Below are 20,573 nucleotides of genomic sequence, written 5' to 3'. Positions count from 1 at the left end.
ATCGGGCCGTCAATGCATCTATGCTGCATCACTTTAACGGCTGCCGCACTGCCGACTTGAACCGTATAAGGCTCGTGATCCCTTGACCAGTCCTCTCCTGCAAACCGTCGGCCTCGCCTGTGAGCGAGATCTGCGACTGCTTTTCGAAAATCTCGAATTGAGACTCTCGCCTGGCGATATGGTACAGATCAGTGGCCCCAACGGCAGTGGCAAGACCAGCCTGTTGCGCCTGCTGGCCGGGTTGATGCAGCCCACCGCCGGCGAGATCCTGCTCAACGGCCAGCCGCTGCACAGCCAGCGTAGCGAACTGGCACGCAACCTGCTCTGGATCGGCCATGCCGCCGGCATCAAGGACCTGCTGACCCCCGAAGAGAACCTGAGTTGGCTCTGCGCGTTGCATCGTCCTGCTGGGCTCGAGGCGATCTGGCGGGCATTGGCGGCGGTGGGATTGAAAGGTTTCGAGGACGTTCCGAGCCATACCCTGTCGGCCGGCCAGCAGCGCCGCGTGGCCCTGGCCCGGCTGTACCTGGACAGCCCGCCACTGTGGATCCTCGACGAGCCGTTCACCGCTCTGGACAAGCAGGGCGTGGCGCAACTTGAAGAACACCTGGCCGGCCATTGCGAAAACGGCGGCATGGTGTTGCTCACCACGCACCACACCTTGGCCCGAATACCCTTCGGTTATCGCAGCATCGACCTGGGGAACTGGGCGGTATGAGTGTCTTTGGCTTGTTGCTCGCCCGTGAGGCGCGCCTGTTGTTCCGTCGTCCGGCCGAACTGGCCAACCCGTTGGTATTCTTCGCAATCGTCATCGCCTTGTTCCCGCTTGCGGTCGGCCCGGAGACTCAATTGTTGCAAACGTTGTCGCCTGGACTGGTCTGGGTGGCAGCGCTTTTATCGGTCCTGCTCTCGCTGGACGGGCTTTTCCGCAGTGATTTCGAGGACGGATCCCTGGAACAGTGGGTCCTTTCGTCGCACCCCCTGGCCCTTCTGGTTTTGGCCAAGGTACTGGCACACTGGGTTTTTTCCGGCCTGGCGCTGGTGCTGCTCTCGCCGTTGATGGCGATGATGCTGGGCTTGCCCGCGGCCTGCATGCCGGTGCTGCTGTTGTCGCTGTTGCTGGGCACGCCGGTGCTGAGCCTGCTCGGCGCGGTAGGCGCGGCGCTGACTGTGGGGCTCAAGCGCGGAGGCTTGTTGCTGGCCCTGCTGATTCTGCCGCTGTACATACCGGTATTGATCCTTGGAAGTGGCGCCTTGCAAGCGGCACTGCAAGGCATGCCGGCAACCGGTTATCTGCTGTGGCTTGGGAGCCTGACCGCCCTGGCGATAACCCTGACACCCTTTGCAATAGCCGCTGGCCTGAAGATCAGCGTCGGCGAATAATAATGAGGCCTGGTCAGGAGTTGACCACTTCCCAGGAAGTAAAGGCCGCCCCAGCGGTTCGCGATAGCGAGCCGCAACCGTGATGGAATCTGCAATGAACTGGACCTGGTTTCACAAGCTCGGCTCACCCAAGTGGTTCTACGGCATCAGTGGCAAAATGCTGCCCTGGTTGAGCATCGCCGCCCTGTTGCTGATCGGCATCGGCGTGGTCTGGGGCCTGGCCTTCGCGCCGCCGGACTATCAGCAAGGCAACAGCTTCCGCATTATCTATATCCATGTCCCGACGGCGATGCTGGCCCAGTCGATCTACGTGATGCTGGCGGTATGCGGCGTGGTCGGGCTGGTGTGGAAAATGAAACTGGCCGACGTAGCCCTGCAATGCGCCGCGCCCATCGGCGCCTGGATGACCGCCGTGGCGCTGGTCACCGGGGCCATCTGGGGCAAGCCGACCTGGGGTTCGTGGTGGGTCTGGGATGCACGACTGACGTCGATGCTGATCCTGCTGTTCCTGTACTTCGGTCTTATTGCGCTGGGCAACGCCATCAGCAATCGTGACAGCGCCGCCAAGGCCTGCGCGGTGCTGGCGATCGTCGGGGTGATCAACATTCCGATCATCAAGTACTCGGTGGAGTGGTGGAACACCCTGCACCAGGGCGCGACCTTCACCCTCACTGAAAAACCGGCGATGCCGGTGGAGATGTGGCTGCCGCTGTTGCTGACCGCGCTGGGGTTCTATTGCTTCTTCGGCGCGGTGCTGCTGCTGCGCATGCGCCTGGAAGTGCTCAAGCGTGAGTCCCGGGCCAGCTGGGTGAAAGCCGAAGTACAGAACAGCCTGGAGGCCGCTCGATGAGTTTCGCGTCATTCGGCGATTTCCTCGCCATGGGCCATCACGGCTTGTATGTCTGGTCAGCCTACGGCATCTGCCTGGCGGTGCTGGCTCTCAACGTGGCGGCGCCGATCCTGGCCCGCAAGCGGTATCTGCAACAAGAGGCGCGTCGTCTGCGCCGGGAGAATGGTCAGTGAATCCGCTGCGCAAAAAACGTCTTGTCATCATTCTGGCGATCCTGGTCGGCGTCGGCGCGGCGGTCGGCCTGGCCCTGAGCGCCCTGCAGCAGAACATCAACCTGTTCTATACCCCGACGCAGATTGCCAGCGGAGAGGCGCCCAAGGACACTCGCATCCGCGCCGGCGGCATGGTGGAGCAGGGGTCGCTGGTGCGTTCCGGCGATTCGCTGGACGTGAGGTTCAACGTCACCGACTTCAACAAGACCGTGACCATCACCTACCGCGGCATTCTCCCTGACCTGTTCCGCGAAGGGCAGGGCATCGTCGCCCTGGGCAAGCTCAATGCAGACGGCGTGGTGGTGGCCGACGAAGTGCTGGCCAAGCACGACGAGAAGTACATGCCGCCGGAAGTGACCAAGGCCCTGAAAGACAGCGGCCAATCGGCGCCCGCGCCCGCGAAGGAGGGTTGATAAGATGACCACCGGTATCTTCATCCCCGAGCTGGGCCATCTGGCGATGATCCTGGCCCTGTGTTTCTCCCTGGTGCAGGCCGTGGTTCCATTGCTCGGCGCCTGGCGTGGTGACCGTCTGTGGATGAGCCTCGCCCAGCCAGCGGCATGGGGACAGTTCGCGTTCATGCTGTTTGCCTTCGCCTGCCTGACCTACGCGTTCATGGCCGACGACTTTTCCGTTGAGTACGTCGCCAGCAACTCCAACAGCGCCTTGCCCTGGTACTACAAGTTCAGCGCGGTGTGGGGCGCCCACGAAGGTTCGTTGTTGCTCTGGGCCTTGATCCTCGCCGGCTGGACCTTTGCCGTGTCGGTGTTCTCTCGGCAATTGCCCCAGGTGATGCTGGCCCGGGTATTGGCGGTGATGGGCATCATCAGCACCGGTTTCCTGCTGTTTTTGATCGTCACGTCCAACCCGTTCGAGCGCATCCTGCCCCAGGTGCCGACCGACGGTCGCGACCTGAACCCGTTGCTCCAGGACATAGGCCTGATTGTCCATCCGCCGATGCTGTACATGGGGTACGTCGGTTTTTCCGTGGCCTTCGCGTTTGCCATCGCCGCGTTGCTCGGTGGTCGCCTCGATGCCGCTTGGGCTCGCTGGTCGCGCCCATGGACCATTGTTGCCTGGGCCTTTCTCGGCATCGGCATCACCCTCGGCTCGTGGTGGGCCTACTATGAACTCGGCTGGGGCGGCTGGTGGTTCTGGGACCCGGTGGAAAACGCCTCGTTCATGCCATGGCTCGTCGGCACGGCCCTGATCCATTCCCTGGCGGTCACGGAAAAGCGCGGGGTATTCAAGAGCTGGACGGTCCTGCTGGCCATCGCGGCATTCTCCTTGAGCCTGCTGGGAACCTTCCTCGTGCGTTCCGGCGTGCTGACGTCGGTGCATGCCTTCGCCTCGGACCCGGAGCGTGGCGTGTTCATCCTGATGTTCCTGATGGTCGTGGTCGGCGGTTCGCTGACGCTGTTCGCCCTGCGCGCGCCGGTGGTCAAGAGCCAGGTCGGCTTCAACCTCTGGTCCCGGGAAACCCTGCTGTTGGGCAACAACCTGGTGCTGGTGGTGGCGGCGTCGATGATCCTGCTGGGCACGCTGTACCCGCTGGTGCTCGATGCGTTGTCCGGCGCCAAGCTGTCGGTTGGCCCGCCGTATTTCAACGCATTGTTCATACCGCTGATGGCGATCCTCATGTTGGTGATGGCCGTCGGCGTGCTGGTGCGCTGGAAAGACACGCCGGTCAAATGGCTGATGGGCATGCTGACACCGGTGCTGTTGGGCACGGCTGCCCTGGCCGTGGTGGCCGGGATCGCCTACGGCGACTTCAACTGGGCCGTGTTGGCGACCTTCGTCCTGGCCGCCTGGGTGTTGCTGGCCGGCGTTCGGGACGTCTTCGACAAGACCCGTCACAAAGGCCTGATCAAGGGCCTGCCAACTCTGACCCGCAGTTATTGGGGCATGCAACTCGCCCACCTGGGCATCGCCGTTTGCGCCCTGGGCGTGGTGCTGTCCAGCCAGAACAGTGCCGAACGTGACCTGCGACTGTCGCCAGGCGAATCCATGGACCTGGGTGGCTACCAGTTCGTCTTCGAGGGCGCCAAGCATTTCGAAGGGCCTAACTTCACCTCCGACAAGGGCACCGTGCGGGTCCTTCGCAACGGCCAGGAAATTACCGTGCTGCACCCGGAGAAACGCCTCTACACCGTGCAGAACTCGGTGATGACCGAAGCCGGGATCGATGCTGGTTTCACCCGTGATCTCTATGTCGCGCTGGGCGAATCCCTGGGCGATGGCGCCTGGGCGGTGCGCGTCCACGTCAAGCCGTTCGTGCGCTGGATCTGGTTCGGTGGCTTGCTGACCGGCCTGGGCGGAGTCCTGGCGGCGCTGGATCGTCGTTATCGCGTCAAAGTGAAGACCCGGGTGCGTGAAGCGCTGGGCGTGACAGGAGCCACTGCATGAAACGTTGGTTGATGGTATTGCCGCTGGCGCTGTTCCTGATGGTTGCGGTGTTCCTCTACCGGGGGCTGTTCTTGAATCCGTCGGAGTTGCCCTCGGCGCTGATCGGCAAGCCGTTCCCGGAATTTTCCCTGCCCTCGGTACAAGGCGACAGGACCCTGACCCACGCCGACCTGCAGGGCAAGCCGGCGTTGGTCAACGTGTGGGGTACCTGGTGCATTTCCTGCCGGGTCGAGCATCCGGTGTTGAACAAGCTGGCCCAGAATGGCGTGGTGATCTACGGCGTCAACTACAAGGACGTCAACGCCGACGCCTTGAAATGGCTGGCTGAATTCCACAACCCATATCAGCTCGATATACGCGACGAGGAGGGCACCCTCGGCCTGAACCTGGGTGTGTACGGCGCGCCGGAAACCTTCTTCATCGACGCCAAGGGCATCATCCGCGACAAGTTCGTCGGTGTGATCGACGAACAGGTCTGGCGCGAAAAACTGGCTGGCAAATACCAGGCCCTGGTGGATGAGGCCAAGCCATGAAGCGCTGGTTAGCCGCCGCGGTCCTCGGCTTGAGTCTGTCGGGTGTGACCCATGCCGCCATCGATACCTATGAATTCGCCAATGACGCCGAGCGCGAGCGGTTTCGCGAGCTGACCAAGGAGTTGCGCTGCCCCAAATGTCAGAATCAGGACATCGCCGATTCCAACGCGCCGATCGCGACCGATTTGCGCAAGGAAATCTTCCGGATGCTCGGCGAGGGCAAGGACAACCAGCAAATCATCGATTTCATGGTGGATCGCTACGGTGAGTTCGTGCGCTACAACCCGGCCCTGTCTTCCAAGACCGCGCTGCTCTGGTTCGGCCCCGCCGGGCTGCTGCTGGGTGGTTTCGTGGTGATCGCGGTGATCGTGCGCCGCCGTCGGGTGCAGCGCAGCGCCGCCCCGGATACGCTTTCTGTCGAAGAGCGCCAGCGCCTCGACCAACTGTTGGATAAAACCAAGCATGATTGATTTCTGGCTCGCCGCAGGTCTGCTTCTCCTGGTCGCCCTGAGTTTTCTGTTGATCCCCGTGTTACGTGGCCGTCGCGCCCAATTGGAAGAAGATCGCACCGCGCTGAACGTGGCGCTGTATCAGGAACGGGTTGCCGAACTGCAGGCCGAGCGGGAAGAGGGCGTGCTCAACGCGTCCCAACTGGACACCGGGCGCGCCGAGGCCGCCCGAGAATTGCTGGCTGATACCGAAGGCGCCGATGCGCCGCGTGAATCACGCCTGGGCAAGCCGTTGCCGCTTCTCGCCGCTGTGCTGGTGCCGGTGTTGGGCCTGGCGTTGTACCTGCATTTCGGTGCCATCGACAAAGTCGAACTGACCCGCGAATTCGCCCAGGCGCCGCAGTCCATGGAGGAGATGACCCTGCGCCTGGAGCGTGCGGTGGCGGCACAACCGGATTCCGCCGAGGGCTTGTATTTCCTCGGTCGGACCTACATGGCGCAGGATAGGCCGGCGGACGCGGCGAAGATTTTCGAACGCACCGTGGCGGTCGCGGGTCGCCAACCGGAGCTGTTGGGCCAATGGGCGCAGGCGCAGTACTTTGCCGATGGCAAGAAATGGTCGGATAAAGTCCAGGCCCTGACCGACGAAGCGCTGAAGCTCGACCCCAAGGAAGTGACCAGCCTTGGCCTGTTGGGCATCGCCGCGTTTGAAGGCGAGCGTTATCAGGAAGCGATCGATTATTGGGAACGCTTGCTGGCGCAATTGCCTGAAGGCGATAGATCCCGCGAAGCGTTGCAGGGCGGCATCACCCGGGCCACCGAGAAGCTCCAGGCCAGTGGGGGCAAGCTCGCCCAGGCGCCGACGGCCAAGGCCGTGGCACTGCTCAAGGTTCGCGTCGACCTGGCTCCGGCGCTCAAGGCGAAGGTGCAGCCGGGCGACAGCGTGTTCATTTTCGCCCGCGCCGTTTCCGGCCCGCCGGCGCCGCTGGCGGCCAAGCGCCTGACCGTCGCCGACCTGCCCGCCAGCGTCGAGTTGGGCGACGCGGACGCAATGATGCCGCAGCTGAAACTGTCGAACTTCCCCGAAGTCCAACTGGTGGCGCGTATATCCCGGGCCGGTCAACCGACCGCCGGCGAGTGGATCGGTCGCAGCCAGCCCTTGGCGAGCAGTACCACCGCACCGCAGCAATTGACCATCGACAGTCCGGACCAATGACAGGAACTCGCCCCATGACCGCCATCGCTCGTATCACACTGCTCACGCTCGTCCTGGGCCTGAGCGCTTGTGCGGTCCAGCGTCCGCCCGAACCTTCGGCGCCGCTGCCGCCCATACCGCCGTCGACACCGACCACCAAGCCAGCACCGTCGACCGCCCCCGGCAAACCGGTGACCCCGAACAAACCGGCCAAGCCAGTGCCTCGTACCTCCGCCAGTTTCGCGCCCCCACCCGGCGGCAACAGCCATTGGGATGCCAAGCTCGGGGTCTATGTGCTGGATGATCAGACCAATACCTTCTACCGCCAGCGCACCTACTATCGCTGGAACAATGGCTGGAGCCGTTCCGTCAGCCCGAACGGGCCGTGGGAAGACACCACCATCGAAGGCGTGCCGGCTGGGCTCGGACGCAAATTCAACTAAAAAACCATGGCGAGGGAGCTTGCTCCCTCGCCACAAAGGCTGCGTGTGTCGTCAGACAGTTGAAGGTTCGACCTGTCATCCCCAGCGTCGTAGAATGCGCGCCTTTGCGAGCCTCACTGGCCAACCGCGTATTTATCGGAGCACCTGACCATGACGACCACCCCGACCGGCGATTACCTTGAAACCCTCTACGAAGGCTATGGCCAGCGTTTTCGCATGGACAAGCTGCTGCATGAAGTGCGCACCGAGCACCAGCACCTGGTGATTTTCGAAAACCCGCGCATGGGCCGGGTCATGGCCCTGGACGGCGTGATCCAGACCACCGAAGCCGATGAATATATCTACCACGAGATGTTGACCCACGTGCCGATCCTGGCCCATGGCGCGGTCAAGCGCGTGCTGATCATTGGCGGTGGTGACGGCGGCATGCTGCGGGAAGTGACCAAGCATGTGGGCATCGAGCACATCACCATGGTGGAGATCGACGGCACGGTGGTGGACATGTGCAAGGAGTTTTTGCCGAACCATTCCAAGGGCGCCTATGACGATCCGCGCCTGAACCTGGTGATTGACGATGGCATGCGTTTCGTTGCCACGACCCAGGAAAAATTCGACGTCATCATTTCCGACTCCACCGACCCGATCGGTCCGGGCGAAGTACTGTTCTCGGAGAATTTCTACCAGGCATGCCACCGCTGCCTCAATGAAGGCGGGATCCTGGTCACTCAGAACGGCACGCCGTTCATGCAGTTGGGCGAAGTCCAGACCACCGCCGGGCGCTTGCACGGCCTGTTCGCCGACTGGCATTTCTACCAGGCCGCCGTGCCGACCTATATCGGCGGCGCCATGACCTTTGCCTGGGGTTCGACCAACGCCGCTTACCGCAAGCTCTCCCGCGAAACCCTGCGCGAGCGCTTTACCGGCAGCGGTATCGTGACGCGCTACTACAACCCCGAGATTCATATCGGTGCGTTCGCCATGCCGCAATACGTGCTGCAGGCGATCAACAAGCCGAGCAACGACTGACGTCAGCGACAGTCTGCTCCTGTGGCGAGAGAGCAAGCTCCCTCGCCACTAGGCGCTGGCCCTTTTGTGTTGCCAAATATTCAATCAACAAAATTTTCACGAAACCTTGCAGACAATCCCACGCGCTTTTATTGCGGCGGTTATTAATGGCAATGCCATGACCGTTCGTGCAAGATTTGCGCTTTCGCGCAAGCCCCGGCCTTGAATGGCTCAACAGAGGGCGCGCTGTTGTTCCTACTTTCGACCCCACTTCCAATAGGTCCTAAAACGACATGGCAATCCCGGACGCCCTGAGTCAGCAGCGCACCACGCATCGCCTGCTGCAACCGACCGTCAAATCGCACCTGGCCTACACGCTGCTCTGTGCCCTGGTGATGATGATCATGCTCAGCCTGCTACGCGTGGCGCTGCTGGTCTACAACCGCCAGATGATCCTCGATACCCCAGCCTCGACCTTCGTGGAAGCTTTTATCAATGGGCTGCGTTTCGACTTGCGCCTGGTCGTCTATCTCTGCATTCCGCTGCTGCTGGCATTGTTCAGCGCGCGGGCCATGGCGGCACGTGGGTTCTTTCGTTTCTGGCTGACGGTCACCTCCAGCATCGCGCTGTTCCTGGGCTTGATGGAGATGGACTTCTACCGTGAGTTTCACCAGCGCCTCAACGGCCTGGTCTTCCAGTACGTGAAGGAAGACCCCAAAACCGTGGCGAGCATGCTCTGGTATGGTTTTCCCGTGGTTCGTTACCTGCTGGCCTGGGTGGGCGGCACCATCATCCTGAGCCTGGCGTTCAAGGGCGCCGATCGTGCCACACGGCCGCGTGGGCCTTTCAGTGGCGGCAGCATCGGCACGCGCCAGATCGCGCCGTGGTATGGCCGTGTCGCCGTGTTCCTGGTTTGCCTGCTGGTGGCCGTGGCCGCTGCGCGTGGCACCCTGCGCCAAGGGCCACCGCTGCGTTGGGGTGACGTCTACACCACTGATTCCAACTTCGCCAACCAGTTGGGTCTCAACGGCACGCTGTCGCTGGTGGCAGCGGCGAAGAGCCGGATGTCCGAAGACCGTGACAACATCTGGAAAGCCACTCTTGAGCAGCCGCTGGCGCAGCAGACCGTGCGCGACATGCTGGTGATGGCCGACGACAAGCTGGTGGACGCCGAGACGGCCGCCGTGCGTCGCGACTACACGCCGCCTGCCGACAAGACGCTGCCGATCAAGAACGTCGTCGTGATCCTGATGGAAAGCATGGCCGGTCATTCCGTGGGCGCCCTTGGCGCGCCGGGCAACATCACGCCTTACCTGGACAAGCTGTCCAAGGAGGGCCTGCTGTTCGACCGCTTCTTCTCCAATGGCACGCACACCCACCAAGGTATGTTCGCCACCATGGCCTGCTTCCCGAACCTGCCAGGTTTCGAATACCTGATGCAGACGCCGGAAGGCAGTCACAAGCTGTCGGGCTTGCCGCAGCTGCTCAGCGCCCGTGAATATGACGACGTGTATGTCTATAACGGCGACTTCGCCTGGGACAACCAGTCGGGCTTCTTCAGCAGCCAGGGCATGACCACGTTCATCGGCCGTAACGACTTCGTGAACCCAGTGTTCTCCGATCCAACCTGGGGCGTGTCGGACCAGGACATGTTCGACCGTGGCCTGATCGAGCTCAAGGCACGGGAGAATGGCAAGCCGTTCTATGCGTTGTTGCAAACCCTGTCCAACCACACGCCCTACGCACTGCCAACGCCGTTGCCGGTGGAGCGCGTGACTGACCGTGGCAGCCTGAACGAACACCTGACCGCCATGCGTTACTCCGATTGGGCGCTGGGCCAGTTCTTCGAGAAGGCCCGCAAAGAGCCTTACTTCAAGGAAACCCTGTTCGTGGTGGTCGGCGACCATGGTTTTGGCAACGAGCGCCAGATCACCGAAATGGACCTGGGCCGCTTCAACGTGCCGATGCTGCTGATCGGACCGGGCGTGCAGGAGAAGTTTGGCCAGCGCAATCACACCGTGGGCACCCAGGTCGATATCGTCCCGACCATCATGGGCCGCCTCGGCGGGGAAGTGCGCAATCAATGTTGGGGCCGTGACCTGCTGAACCTGCCGCAAGGCGATACCGGTTTCGGCGTGATCAAGCCGTCCGGTAGCGAGCAGACCACGGCGATCATTCGCGACGACAAGATCCTGGTGCTGCCAAAAGAGAAAGAAATGGCGCCCAAGATGTATCGCTATGAACTCGGTGCGAACCCGCGGGCAGAAGTCATTCCGGATGCACCGGAAACTGCCGAGATGAAACTCAAGCTTGAATCGTTCCTGCAAACCGCGACAAAGAGTTTGTTGGATAACACCGCCGGCGTTATCGACGGCAAGCCGGACTGATAACCGGTGAATAAAAAAGAGGCCTTGAAGGCCTCTTTTTTTTGCGCTTGGGGATCTATATCTTGCCAAGTAACAGCAGGATCAACAGCACCACCAATACTACGCCGATGATACCGGACGGGCCGTAACCCCAACTTCTGGAGTGCGGGAAGACCGGAAGGCCACCGATCAGCAGGAGGATCAGGATGATGATAAGTATAGTGCCCATTGTTGATTTCCTTATTGGTCAGTTCTGGAGTGATGAAACTTTCAACTGCCAGCGCGCATGCATTAAATCCGGGCGGCTTATAAGCTCCGACCGTAACGTCCTGTAAAAAATTCAAAGTTTTTTGTCGTCGCCATTGCGCGCGGGTTGACGCCATCTCTTGCCAAGGTTTCAAACCCATCAACTGTCATGGTTTGCCCTCGCCATTCAGCAAGATGATGGAACGTGGGTCGGGCCGGCTCCTTCGCTACACTCGGCCCATCTCTCCCGGAACAACAAGGCTGTTTCCCTATGCAAAATCGCATGATGATCACCGGTGCTGGCTCTGGCCTGGGTCGCGAAATCGCGCTGCGCTGGGCCCGCGAAGGCTGGCGCCTGGCCTTGTCTGACGTCAGTGAACCGGGCCTGCAGGAAACCCTCAGGCTGGTTCGCGAAGCGGGCGGCGACGGCTTTGTGCAACGTTGCGACGTGCGTGACTACAGCCAGCTCACCGCGTTTGCCCAGGCTTGCGAAGAAAAACTTGGCGGCATCGACATCATCGTCAACAACGCTGGCGTGGCGTCGGGTGGATTCTTCAGCGAACTGTCCCTCGAGGATTGGGACTGGCAGATCGCGATCAACCTGATGGGGGTGGTCAAGGGCTGCAAGGCGTTCCTGCCACTGCTGGAAAAAAGCCGTGGCAAAATCATCAACATCGCCTCCATGGCGGCCCTGATGCAAGGCCCGGCCATGAGCAACTACAACGTGGCCAAGGCCGGCGTGGTGGCGTTGTCGGAAAGCCTGCTGATCGAACTGGCGCAGCAGGAAATCGGTGTGCACGTGGTCTGCCCGTCGTTCTTCCAGACCAACCTGCTGGACTCGTTCCGCGGGCCGACTCCCGCCATGAAAGCCCAGGTCGGTAAATTGCTGGAGAGCTCGCCGATCAGTGCCGCTGACATCGCCGACTACATCTACCAGCACGTTGCCGAGGGCCAGTTCATGATCCTGCCCCACGAACAGGGGCGCGCGGCCTGGACGTTGAAGCAGAAAAACCCACAGCTGCTCTACGACGAAATGACCGCCATGGCAGACAAAATGCGCGCCAAGGCGCGACACTCCCCAAGTTGACCTGCCTTCCCGGCATCCATCAGGATGGCGCCTCGTGCCCTCCTGATGGACCGCTCCATGCTCAATTACCTATGGTTTTTCCTTGCCGCGCTCTTTGAAATCGCCGGGTGCTATGCCTTCTGGATGTGGTTGCGCCAGGGCAAGAGCGCCTGGTGGATCGCGCCGGCGTTACTCAGCCTGACATTGTTCGCCCTGTTGCTGACTCGTATCGAAGCCACGTATGCCGGTCGCGCCTATGCCGCCTATGGTGGGATCTATATCGTCGCGTCCATCGGCTGGCTGGCGGTCATCGAGCGCGCGCGGCCGCTGGCTTCCGACTGGATCGGCGTGGCGCTCTGTGTAATGGGGGCGGGAATAATTCTCTTCGGGCCGCGATTCACGGGACCTTGATCGGCTTCGATAAACGTTTTTTGCAGGACATTTCCTTCAGTTACAAGGATCCCGATGTGTAGGGGAATACTGAATTCGCGCCGGTATCTTGTGCATGGAAAACAGGCCGGGCATGGTCAAGGTCCAGACACTCTTAAGGACAAGAACCATGCTCGTATTAAGCCGCGCAGTGGGCGAGTTGATTTCCATCGGTGACAATATTTCCGTGCGCGTGCTGTCGGTCAGCGGCAGCACCGTGCGTTTCGGCGTGGAGGCGCCTCGACACGTCGAAGTGCATCGTTCCGAAATCTACGACAAGATTCAGAGAAAAAAGGCCCAGGCGGCACGCAAGGCCTGTTCAATCGAATAGATGCTTGGGCACGTCGTGCTTGAGCATCAATTGGCATTGTTCGCTTTCCGGATCGAAGACAATCATTGCCTGGCCTTTGGTCAGGGCCTGGCGGACCCGCAGGACGCGGGTTTCCAAAGGCGTGTCGTCGCCATTGTCGGTCCCGTCACGGGTGACGAAATCCTCGATCAGGCGGGTGAGGGTGTCGACTTCGAGTTGGTCGTGGGGGATCAGCATGATAGGGCTCCGCTAAATATTGGGCGGATGCTACGGCGGATGAGCTGTGGCGGCTAGCCCGGGGTTTCTCATGTCTGCTCTGGCTTCATCGCGAGCAAGCTCGCTCCCACAGGGCCTCAGTGCATTGAAGTCTGTCGTGGGAGCGAGCGTGTTCTTGATGGAATTGTGAGCATGTGGGATCAGCTATCGGAACGCTGCCCAATCAGGCTGTCCACAGAAGGCACCCGGGTGTCGCTTTCCATTTGTGCATCGTGTTCGATCTGATGGCTGAAGCGGTCCAGTGAACCCTGGGCCGGTTGCGCATCGCTGGCAAACACCGGCGGGCTGAGGATGTAGGCGCCGAGCAGACGGCTGAGAGCCGCCAGACTGTCGATGTGGGTGCGTTCGTAGCCATGGGTGGCGTCGCAGCCGAAAGCGAGCAGGGCGGTGCGGATGTCGTGGCCGGCGGTGATCGCGGAATGGGCGTCACTGAAGTAGTAGCGAAACAGGTCACGGCGCGCCGGCAGTTCGTTTTCCTTGGCCAGTTTCAATAAGTGCCGCGACAGATGGTAGTCGTAAGGGCCGCCGGAATCCTGCATCGCCACGCTTACGGCGTGTTCGCTGGAGTGCTGGCCCGGCGCGACCGGTGCGATGTCGATCCCGACGAACTCACTGACGTCCCAGGGCAGCGCGGCGGCCGCGCCGCTGCCGGTCTCCTCGGTGATGGTGAACAGCGGATGGCAATCGATCAGCAGCTCTTCGCCGCTGTCGACGATGGCCTTCAGCGCCGCCAACAACGCGGCGACCCCGGCCTTGTCATCCAGGTGACGGGCGCTGATATGGCCGCTTTCGGTGAATTCGGGCAAGGGATCGAAGGCCACGTAGTCGCCGATGCCCACGCCCAGGGTCTCGCAATCGGCGCGGGTGGCGCAGTAGGCATCCAGGCGCAGTTCGATGTGGTCCCAACTGATGGGCATTTCATCCACGGCGGTATTGAACGCGTGACCGGACGCCATCAACGGCAGGACGCTGCCGCGAATCACGCCCGTATCGGTAAACAGGCTGACCCGGCTGCCCTCGGCAAACCGGCTCGACCAGCAACCCACGGGCGCCAGTGTCAGGCGACCGTTGTCCTTGATGGCCCGGACCGAGGCGCCAATGGTGTCCAGGTGCGCCGAGACCGCGCGGTCGGGGCTGCTTTTGCGGCCCTTGAGGGTGGCGCGAATGGTACCGCGCCGGGTCATTTCGAAAGGAATGCCCAGCTCTTCGAGGCGCTCGGCGACGTAACGGACAATGGTGTCGGTGAAACCGGTAGGGCTGGGAATGGCGAGCATTTCCAGCAAGACTTTCTGCAGGTATTCGAGATTCGGTTCGGGAATCTTACTGATCATGGAAACTCCTCGCGAAATATTGGAACGAGAGACCCGTGGCGAGGGAGCTTGCTCCCGCTCGACTGCGAAGCAGTCGCCTTGAGCTCAAATCGGAGCACTAAGTGAGTCAGCAGGGCCGCCTCGCGCTGGTGGCCGGCCCGGCCCAGCGGGAGCAAGCTCCCTCGCCACAGAAATCTCAGACCACCGCTTGGCTATGGGGAAACAACAAGTCCACAAAACGCTCTGCGGTGGGTTGCGGTTCGTGATTGGCCAGCCCGGCGCGTTCGTTGGCTTCGATGAACACGTATTCCGGTTGATCAGCCGCCGGGACGAGCAGGTCCAGGCCGACCATCGGGATGTCCAGGGCCCGTGCTGCACGAACCGCCGCATCGGCCAGGGTCGGATGGAGGATGGCGGTCACGTCCTCCAGGACGCCACCGGTATGCAGGTTCGCCGTGCGCCGTACGAACAGATGCTCACCCTTGGGCAGCACGCTATCGTAGGCATAACCGGCCGCGCTCAAGGTGCGCTCGGTTTCGGCATCCATCGGGATCTTGCTCTCACCGCCGGTAGCGGCCTGGCGCCGTCGGCTCTGGGCTTCGATGAGCGCGCCGATGGTGTGCTGCCCGTCGCCGATTACCTCGGCCGGGCGACGGATTGCCGCGGCCACCACTTCAAAACCGATCACGAGGATTCGCAAGTCCAACCCTTCGTGGAAGCTTTCTAGCAATACCCGGCTGTCAAACCGCCGGGCAGCTTCGATGGCGGCCTGTACTTCTTCGATCGTGCGCAGGTCCACCGCCACGCCTTGGCCCTGTTCGCCGTCCAACGGCTTCACGACCACCCGTTCATGCTCATCGAGAAACGCCAGGTTGTCGTCGGCATTGCCCGCCAGCTGTTGGGCCGGCAGGTTCAGGCCAGCGTTTTTCAGCACTTTGTGGGTCAGGCTCTTGTTCTGGCACAGCGTCATGCTGATTGCGCTGGTCAGGTCGCTCAGCGATTCCCGGCAGCGAATCCGGCGGCTGCCGTGCATCAGGGTGAACAGGCCGGCCTCGGCGTCGTCCACTTGCACTTCGATGCCGCGACGATGCGCTTCCTCGACGATGATCCGCGCATAGGGGTTGAATTGCGCCTCGGGGCCGGGCCCAAGGAACAACGGCTGGTTGATGCCATTCTTGCGCTTGATGGCGAAGGTCTGGAGGCTGCGGAAACCGAGTTTGGCATAGAGGTTTTTCGCCATCCGATTATCGTGCAGTACCGACAGGTCGAGGTAGCTCAAGCCCCGGCTCATGAAATGCTCGATGAGGTGGCGCACCAGCACCTCGCCAACGCCGGGGCGTGAACACTGTGGGTCCACCGCCAGGCACCAGAGACTGCTGCCGTTTTCTGGATCGTTGAAGGCTTTCTGGTGATTGAGGCCCATCACGCTGCCAATCACCGCGCCGGTGTCGTCGTCCTCGGCCAGCCAGTAGACCGGGCCACCTTGATGGCGCGGTGTCAATCGCTCCGGGTCGATGGGCAGCATGCCGCGAGCCTGGTACAGCTGGTTGATGGCCTGCCAGTCGCTGTCGTTCTGGGCGCGGCGGATCCGGAAACCGCGGAATACTCGCGTGGCTTGTCGGTAATCGCTGAACCACAGGCGCAGGGTGTCGGACGGATCGAGAAACAGGTGCGCCGGCTCCAGCCCCAGCACTTGCTGGGGCGCGGCGACGTACAGGGCGATGTCCCGTTCGCCGGGTTGTTCGTTGAGCAGTTCCTGGGCCAGGGTCGCCGGGTCCGGGAACGTATGGCCGATCAGCAGCCGGCCCCAGCCGCAATGCACGGCGATGGGGGCGGCATTGAGTTCGCTGCCGTCTTCGGCCAGGCGTGCCTGCAAGCGTTCGTAGGACGGCGGTTGGCCGCGCAAGAGTCGTTGGTTGTGGAGGGTGGAATGGGGTTTCATCGGTCAGATTCCTTGCTCGCTGAGCCACAGGTTCAGCGCTGCCAATTGCCACAGCCGCGAACCGCGCAACGGCGTCAGCTGGCCGTTGGGGTCGGTCAGCAGGCGATCAAGCATGGTCGGGTTGAACAGGCCGCGATCCTGGCTCGGATCCAGCAGCAGTTCACGGACCCAGGCCAGGGTGTTGCCTTCAAGGTGCTTGAGGCCCGGCACCGGGAAATAGCCTTTCTTGCGGTCGATGACCTCGCTCGGGATCACCCGGCGTGCCGCTTCCTTGAGCACGTGCTTGCCGCCCTCGGGGAGCTTGAATTTGGCCGGCACCCGAGCGGAAAGCTCCACCAGACGGTAGTCGAGGAACGGTGTGCGTGCTTCCAGGCCCCAGGCCATGGTCATGTTGTCGACGCGCTTGACCGGGTCGTCCACCAGCATCACCGTGCTGTCCAGGCGCAAGGCCTTGTCGACGGCGGCATCGGCGCCCGGCTGGTCGAAGTGCTCCTTGACGAAGTCTCCGGCGGCATCGTTGGCCGTCAGCCATTTGGGTTGAACGGTGGCGGCATACTCCTCGTAAGTGCGGTCGAAGAACGCCGCGCGATAGGCCGCATACGGGTCGCTGGCGCCATCCACTTGCGGATACCAATGGTAACCGGCGAACAACTCATCGGCGCCCTGGCCGCTCTGAACCACTTTGCAGTGCTTGGCCACTTCCCGCGAGAGCAGGTAGAAGGCGATGCAGTCGTGGCTCACCATCGGTTCACTCATGGCGCGGAACGCGGCGGGCAACTGTTCAATGATTTCTTTTTCGTCGATGCGCAACTGATGGTGGCGGGTGCCGTAGTGCTTGGCGATCAGGTCTGAATATTGAAACTCGTCGCCGCGCTCACCGCCGGCGTCCTGGAAGCCGATGGAGAAGGTGGACAGGTCGTCAACGCCGACTTCGCGCAGCAGGCCCACGAGCATGCTCGAGTCCACGCCGCCCGACAGCAGCACGCCGACATCGACGGCGGCGCGCTGGCGGATGGCGACCGCTTCGCGGGTGCTGTCCAATACACGCTCGATCCAGTCTTCCAGGTTGAGGTTCTGCTCGTCGGGCCGGGGACCGTAGGGCAGCGTCCACCAGGTTTTCTGCTCAGTGCTGCCATCCGCCTCGACACGCATCCAAGTGGCCGGGGGCAACTTCTCGATACCAGCCAGCAAGGTGCGAGGCGCCGGGACGACCGCGTGGAAATTGAGGTAGTGATTCAGCGCGACCGGGTCGAGCACCGGGTTGATGTCGCCGCCCTTGAGCAATGCCGGCAATGCCGAGGCGAAGCGCAGGCGCTGGCCGGTGCGAGACAGGTACAGCGGCTTCACGCCGAGACGGTCACGGGCGATGAACAGCCGCTTGGCGTCGCGCTCCCAGATGGCGAAGGCGAACATGCCGTTGAGCTTGGGCAGCAGAGCTTCGCCCCAGGCGTGATAGCCCTTGAGCAGCACTTCGGTGTCGCCGCCCGAATGAAAGGCGTAGCCCAGGCCTTCGAGTTCGGCCCGCAATTCCGGGTAGTTGTAGATCGCGCCGTTGAACGCCAGTGACAGGCCCAGTTGATTGTCGATCATCGGCTGGGCCGAGCCGTCGGACAGGTCCATGATTTTCAGGCGTCGATGGCCAAGGGCAATTGGGCCCTGGCTATGAAAGCCCCACGCGTCGGGGCCGCGAGGGGCCAAGTGATGGGTGATGCGCTCTACGGCCGCAAGGTCCGCAGGGTGTTGATCGAAACGTAACTCACCAGCTAATCCGCACATAAGTCCTTACCGGTTTTTCCGTTGGGGAGGGGTCAAGCCATACACGCCAAAAGGGCGGGTACTCTGAAACTGACCGGAGGGATGGCTGTGAGTTTTATATCGATGCGTTATAAGCCGACGGATGGAGGCTGTGGGTCTTGCGACATTTGTCCAGGAAAAACTAGACCTTGTGGGAGCGAGCCTGCTCGCGAAGGCGGTGGTTCAGCCAACTTCTAAGCCGGTTGAACCACCGCTTTCGCGAGCAGGCTCGCTCCCACAGGAGAATGTGGCGAATCGTCAAAGTCCGTCAGGCCTTGCCCCGAATCAACGCCCGTAACGCAAATCGGTTGGGATGACAGGCCTCGGCCACGCTTCGCGGCAGGGGCAGCGGTTCGTTCTCCAGCCACGCGGCGATCAGCTCGCCCGACAGCGGCGCGGTGATCAGGCCTCGGGAGCCGTGGCCGCTGTTGACGTACAGGCCGTCGAGCCAGGGGCAGGGGGCGTCGGGCACTTGACGGGCGTCCTTGGCCAGAACCGAATACGCCTCGATGAAGGCGGAGTGATCGGCCAGTGGCCCGACGATTGGCAGGTAGTCCGGGCTGGTACAGCGAAACGCCGCGCGGCCTTCCAGTTGCGCTGGGTCCAGCGCTTTGGCGTTGAGCCGGTCTACCAGGTCCACGGAAATATCTTCGAGCATCTTAAGGTTGCCGGCATGCTCGGCGGCGGTGGGGGTCAGGTCGTCGCTGTGAAAATCGAAACTGGCGCCCAACGTGTGCTCGCCCATTCGCGGCGGCGCCACGTAGCCTTCGGCACAGACCACCGTTGCCAGGCGCTGGCTGCGGGTGGTTTGCGGCAGGCGAGTGATCTGCCCGCGAATGCGCTTGAGGGGCAGCTCGGCGGCAGGCTCGAAACGTTTGATCTCGGCCGCGCTGGCGAGGATCGCCACCGGTGCGCTGGCCACGCAACGTTCGCCGTCCCAGGCCTGCCATTGGCCGTCGACACGCCGCAGTTCCAACACTTCATGGTGTGGCTGCAAGGTAATCGCCGGGTTCGAAGCCTGCCAGCGACACAGCGCTGGCGGATGCACCCAGCCGCCCTCGGGATAAAACAGGCCCCCGCTGGGCAAACCAATGCCGGCTTGCGCCTCGGCCTCATCGCGATCAAGCACCTTCAACAGACTGCCCGCAAAGGCCTCGGCCAAGCGCGCCTGGCGCTCGGCTTCCTTGGCATCGAAGGCCAATTGCAGGACACCGCAGCCGTCCCAGTCGAGGCTGCGCTGCAGGTGTTCGAGCACGCGCCGCGTGTAGCCGAAACCGCTGAGGATCATCTGCGACAGCGCCGTGCCGTGGGCCGACAGCTTGAGGTACAGCACGCCCTGGGGATTACCGGACGCTTCCTCGGCCAACCCAGCGTGACGCTCCAGCAAGGTCACGTGCCAGCCACGGGCCGCGAGGCTGGCCGCGCTGGCGCAACCGGCCAGTCCGCCGCCGATGACCAAGGCCCGCCGCTCGCCGGTATGCGGCGCGGGCCGGGCGTACCAGGGCTTGATCGGCGCGGGTGACGGCGTCTGCTCCGGCCAACCGAGGAACACGCCGCGAAGAATCTCCCATTTATGGCCGATGCCTGGCGTGCGCTTCATCTTGAAACCCGCCGCGTTCAACCGGCGCCGCACCCAGCCGGTGCTGGTGAAGGTGCTGAGGGTAGCCCCCGGCGCGGCCAGTCGCGCCAGCTCGGCGAACAGCTCGGCGCTCCACATCTCGGGGTTTTTCGCCGGGGCGAAACCGTCGAGGAACCAGGCGTCGATCCGCCCATCCAGTTGCGGCAATTGCTCCAGGGCATCGCCAATCAACAACGTCAGGGTGACCCGGCCGCTCGCCAGGGTCAGGCGCTGGAAACCTGGGTGGATCGCCACGTACTGCCCGAGCAATTGATCGGCCTGGACTTTGAGCTCGGGCCATAAGGCCAGGGCCCGGCGCAGGTCCTCGGGGCTCAGGGGAGACTTCTCGACGCTGACAAAATGCAGCCGTGCCCCGGCCGGTGCGCATTGCTCGAACAACTGCCAGGCGCAGAGGAAATTCAACCCGGTACCAAACCCGGTTTCACCGATCACCAGCCGCCCGCCCTCCGCCAGCCCGGCGAAACGCTCGGCGAGGTTGTTCTGTTGCAAGAACACGTAGCGGGTTTCTTCCAGGCCCGACTGGTCGGAGAAATAGACATCGTTGAACACCCGGGAGCGGGGGCGACCCTGGTCGTCCCAGTCGAGTTGGGCGTGGTGTTGAATGGGCGTCATGACGGGCTCGGCGAAAATGAAGGCGCCATTCTAGCCGATCGGCAAGGCGTTGCTTGATCCAAGGCAAGGGTGCCCGCACGCGGAAGGAATCTGCTGCGCAGGCGCGC

General features: G+C 62.4%; 21 protein-coding genes. 15 read left to right on the top strand and 6 right to left on the bottom strand.

Going from position 1 to position 20,573, the window contains the following annotated elements; genetic code table 11:
- Nucleotides 1-82: 82 nt before the first annotated feature.
- From ccmA to J3P76_RS17475, 12 genes are all read left to right on the top strand, one after another.
- A complete protein-coding gene (gene ccmA, locus J3P76_RS17530; RefSeq protein ID WP_434675164.1) occupies nt 83-718 on the top strand; it encodes a cytochrome c biogenesis heme-transporting ATPase CcmA in 636 nt (211 codons plus the stop codon).
- The gene (ccmB, locus tag J3P76_RS17525) at nt 715-1,383 is read left to right on the top strand and encodes a heme exporter protein CcmB (RefSeq protein ID WP_420767900.1); all 669 of its coding nucleotides are present in this window, start codon (nt 715-717) and stop codon (nt 1,381-1,383) included. The genes ccmA and ccmB overlap by 4 nt, the downstream gene beginning before the upstream one ends.
- Before the next feature lie 94 nt (nt 1,384-1,477).
- Complete coding sequence (locus tag J3P76_RS17520) at nt 1,478-2,233, top strand: heme ABC transporter permease (protein ID WP_420767899.1); 756 nt, start codon at nt 1,478-1,480, stop codon at nt 2,231-2,233.
- Nucleotides 2,230-2,406 carry a heme exporter protein CcmD gene (ccmD, locus tag J3P76_RS17515; protein ID WP_007939192.1) on the top strand — a complete coding sequence of 59 codons (177 nt, stop codon included), beginning with the start codon at nt 2,230-2,232 and terminating at the stop codon, nt 2,404-2,406. Before J3P76_RS17520 ends, ccmD begins: the two co-directional genes overlap by 4 nt.
- Entirely contained in the window at nt 2,403-2,858 is a 456-nt protein-coding gene (gene ccmE, locus J3P76_RS17510; RefSeq protein ID WP_434563028.1) for a cytochrome c maturation protein CcmE, read from the top strand. The genes ccmD and ccmE overlap by 4 nt, the downstream gene beginning before the upstream one ends.
- 4 nt (nt 2,859-2,862) lie before the next feature.
- Nucleotides 2,863-4,851, top strand: coding sequence for a heme lyase CcmF/NrfE family subunit (locus J3P76_RS17505; protein WP_434675163.1), 1,989 nt, complete (start codon nt 2,863-2,865; stop codon nt 4,849-4,851).
- The gene (locus J3P76_RS17500) at nt 4,848-5,384 is read left to right on the top strand and encodes a DsbE family thiol:disulfide interchange protein (protein ID WP_420767896.1); all 537 of its coding nucleotides are present in this window, start codon (nt 4,848-4,850) and stop codon (nt 5,382-5,384) included. The genes J3P76_RS17505 and J3P76_RS17500 overlap by 4 nt, the downstream gene beginning before the upstream one ends.
- Complete coding sequence (locus J3P76_RS17495) at nt 5,381-5,854, top strand: cytochrome c-type biogenesis protein (protein ID WP_434650335.1); 474 nt, start codon at nt 5,381-5,383, stop codon at nt 5,852-5,854. The genes J3P76_RS17500 and J3P76_RS17495 overlap by 4 nt, the downstream gene beginning before the upstream one ends.
- Complete coding sequence (ccmI, locus tag J3P76_RS17490; protein WP_434610306.1) at nt 5,847-7,049, top strand: c-type cytochrome biogenesis protein CcmI; 1,203 nt, start codon at nt 5,847-5,849, stop codon at nt 7,047-7,049. Before J3P76_RS17495 ends, ccmI begins: the two co-directional genes overlap by 8 nt.
- A 14-nt stretch (nt 7,050-7,063) precedes the next feature.
- Nucleotides 7,064-7,471, top strand: a complete 408-nt coding sequence (locus tag J3P76_RS17485) for a hypothetical protein (RefSeq protein ID WP_434563034.1) — start codon at nt 7,064-7,066, stop codon at nt 7,469-7,471.
- Nucleotides 7,472-7,621: 150 nt separating this feature from the next.
- Complete coding sequence (gene speE, locus J3P76_RS17480) at nt 7,622-8,497, top strand: polyamine aminopropyltransferase (protein WP_434563036.1); 876 nt, start codon at nt 7,622-7,624, stop codon at nt 8,495-8,497.
- A gap of 272 nt (nt 8,498-8,769) precedes the next feature.
- Nucleotides 8,770-10,863: an LTA synthase family protein gene (locus tag J3P76_RS17475; protein ID WP_420767891.1), complete on the top strand. Its 2,094-nt coding sequence runs from the start codon at nt 8,770-8,772 to the stop codon at nt 10,861-10,863.
- Between the two features lie 55 nt (nt 10,864-10,918).
- On the opposite strand, the gene J3P76_RS17470 is transcribed toward J3P76_RS17475, so the two are convergent.
- Nucleotides 10,919-11,071, bottom strand: coding sequence for a DUF3309 family protein (locus J3P76_RS17470; RefSeq protein ID WP_018606531.1), 153 nt, complete (start codon nt 11,069-11,071; stop codon nt 10,919-10,921).
- Between the two features lie 288 nt (nt 11,072-11,359).
- On the opposite strand from J3P76_RS17470, the gene J3P76_RS17465 reads away from it, so the two are divergent.
- The 3 genes from J3P76_RS17465 to csrA all read left to right on the top strand — a co-directional run bounded on the left by J3P76_RS17465 (nt 11,360) and on the right by csrA (nt 12,914).
- Nucleotides 11,360-12,175 (top strand): SDR family oxidoreductase, encoded by an 816-nt coding sequence (locus tag J3P76_RS17465; protein WP_434610309.1) that lies wholly within the window; start codon nt 11,360-11,362, stop codon nt 12,173-12,175.
- Between the two features lie 57 nt (nt 12,176-12,232).
- Nucleotides 12,233-12,565, top strand: coding sequence for a YnfA family protein (locus J3P76_RS17460; protein ID WP_434563038.1), 333 nt, complete (start codon nt 12,233-12,235; stop codon nt 12,563-12,565).
- Nucleotides 12,566-12,713: 148 nt separating this feature from the next.
- Nucleotides 12,714-12,914 carry a carbon storage regulator CsrA gene (gene csrA, locus J3P76_RS17455; protein WP_420767888.1) on the top strand — a complete coding sequence of 67 codons (201 nt, stop codon included), beginning with the start codon at nt 12,714-12,716 and terminating at the stop codon, nt 12,912-12,914.
- Here the strand turns inward: csrA and J3P76_RS17450 are convergent.
- The 5 genes from J3P76_RS17450 to mnmC form a co-directional block, all read right to left on the bottom strand.
- On the bottom strand, nt 12,903-13,130 hold the full coding sequence (locus J3P76_RS17450; RefSeq protein ID WP_024778700.1) for a YheU family protein: 228 nt from the start codon (nt 13,128-13,130) through the stop codon (nt 12,903-12,905). The genes csrA and J3P76_RS17450 overlap by 12 nt on opposite strands.
- 179 nt (nt 13,131-13,309) lie before the next feature.
- Complete coding sequence (locus J3P76_RS17445; RefSeq protein WP_420767887.1) at nt 13,310-14,500, bottom strand: osmoprotectant NAGGN system M42 family peptidase; 1,191 nt, start codon at nt 14,498-14,500, stop codon at nt 13,310-13,312.
- Nucleotides 14,501-14,675: 175 nt separating this feature from the next.
- A complete protein-coding gene (ngg, locus tag J3P76_RS17440; RefSeq protein ID WP_420767886.1) occupies nt 14,676-16,421 on the bottom strand; it encodes an N-acetylglutaminylglutamine synthetase in 1,746 nt (581 codons plus the stop codon).
- A 3-nt stretch (nt 16,422-16,424) separates the two neighbouring features.
- Nucleotides 16,425-18,197, bottom strand: a complete 1,773-nt coding sequence (locus tag J3P76_RS17435) for an N-acetylglutaminylglutamine amidotransferase (protein ID WP_434675161.1) — start codon at nt 18,195-18,197, stop codon at nt 16,425-16,427.
- Between the two features lie 286 nt (nt 18,198-18,483).
- A complete protein-coding gene (mnmC, locus tag J3P76_RS17430) occupies nt 18,484-20,466 on the bottom strand; it encodes a bifunctional tRNA (5-methylaminomethyl-2-thiouridine)(34)-methyltransferase MnmD/FAD-dependent 5-carboxymethylaminomethyl-2-thiouridine(34) oxidoreductase MnmC (protein WP_434701039.1) in 1,983 nt (660 codons plus the stop codon).
- Between the last annotated feature and the right edge of the window lie 107 nt (nt 20,467-20,573).

Origin of the sequence: Pseudomonas sp. D1-36 (assembly GCF_051132205.1) — a bacterium.
GTDB lineage: Bacteria > Pseudomonadota > Gammaproteobacteria > Pseudomonadales > Pseudomonadaceae > Aquipseudomonas.
Note: the sequence above shows the minus strand (reverse complement) of the source record. Positions and strands in the feature narration are given on the sequence as shown.

Coding starts and splice junctions, on each gene's coding strand:
- J3P76_RS17500 (WP_420767896.1), top strand. CDS start 4,848: ATGAAACGTTGGTTGATGGTATTGCCGCTGGCGCTGTTCCTGATGGTT.
- mnmC (WP_434701039.1), bottom strand. CDS start 20,466: ATGACGCCCATTCAACACCACGCCCAACTCGACTGGGACGACCAGGGT.
- J3P76_RS17445 (WP_420767887.1), bottom strand. CDS start 14,500: ATGATCAGTAAGATTCCCGAACCGAATCTCGAATACCTGCAGAAAGTC.
- J3P76_RS17460 (WP_434563038.1), top strand. CDS start 12,233: ATGCTCAATTACCTATGGTTTTTCCTTGCCGCGCTCTTTGAAATCGCC.
- csrA (WP_420767888.1), top strand. CDS start 12,714: ATGCTCGTATTAAGCCGCGCAGTGGGCGAGTTGATTTCCATCGGTGAC.
- J3P76_RS17520 (WP_420767899.1), top strand. CDS start 1,478: ATGAACTGGACCTGGTTTCACAAGCTCGGCTCACCCAAGTGGTTCTAC.
- J3P76_RS17465 (WP_434610309.1), top strand. CDS start 11,360: ATGCAAAATCGCATGATGATCACCGGTGCTGGCTCTGGCCTGGGTCGC.
- J3P76_RS17485 (WP_434563034.1), top strand. CDS start 7,064: ATGACCGCCATCGCTCGTATCACACTGCTCACGCTCGTCCTGGGCCTG.
- J3P76_RS17470 (WP_018606531.1), bottom strand. CDS start 11,071: ATGGGCACTATACTTATCATCATCCTGATCCTCCTGCTGATCGGTGGC.
- speE (WP_434563036.1), top strand. CDS start 7,622: ATGACGACCACCCCGACCGGCGATTACCTTGAAACCCTCTACGAAGGC.
- J3P76_RS17475 (WP_420767891.1), top strand. CDS start 8,770: ATGGCAATCCCGGACGCCCTGAGTCAGCAGCGCACCACGCATCGCCTG.
- ngg (WP_420767886.1), bottom strand. CDS start 16,421: ATGAAACCCCATTCCACCCTCCACAACCAACGACTCTTGCGCGGCCAA.
- ccmB (WP_420767900.1), top strand. CDS start 715: ATGAGTGTCTTTGGCTTGTTGCTCGCCCGTGAGGCGCGCCTGTTGTTC.
- J3P76_RS17435 (WP_434675161.1), bottom strand. CDS start 18,197: ATGTGCGGATTAGCTGGTGAGTTACGTTTCGATCAACACCCTGCGGAC.
- ccmI (WP_434610306.1), top strand. CDS start 5,847: ATGATTGATTTCTGGCTCGCCGCAGGTCTGCTTCTCCTGGTCGCCCTG.
- J3P76_RS17450 (WP_024778700.1), bottom strand. CDS start 13,130: ATGCTGATCCCCCACGACCAACTCGAAGTCGACACCCTCACCCGCCTG.
- J3P76_RS17495 (WP_434650335.1), top strand. CDS start 5,381: ATGAAGCGCTGGTTAGCCGCCGCGGTCCTCGGCTTGAGTCTGTCGGGT.
- J3P76_RS17505 (WP_434675163.1), top strand. CDS start 2,863: ATGACCACCGGTATCTTCATCCCCGAGCTGGGCCATCTGGCGATGATC.
- ccmD (WP_007939192.1), top strand. CDS start 2,230: ATGAGTTTCGCGTCATTCGGCGATTTCCTCGCCATGGGCCATCACGGC.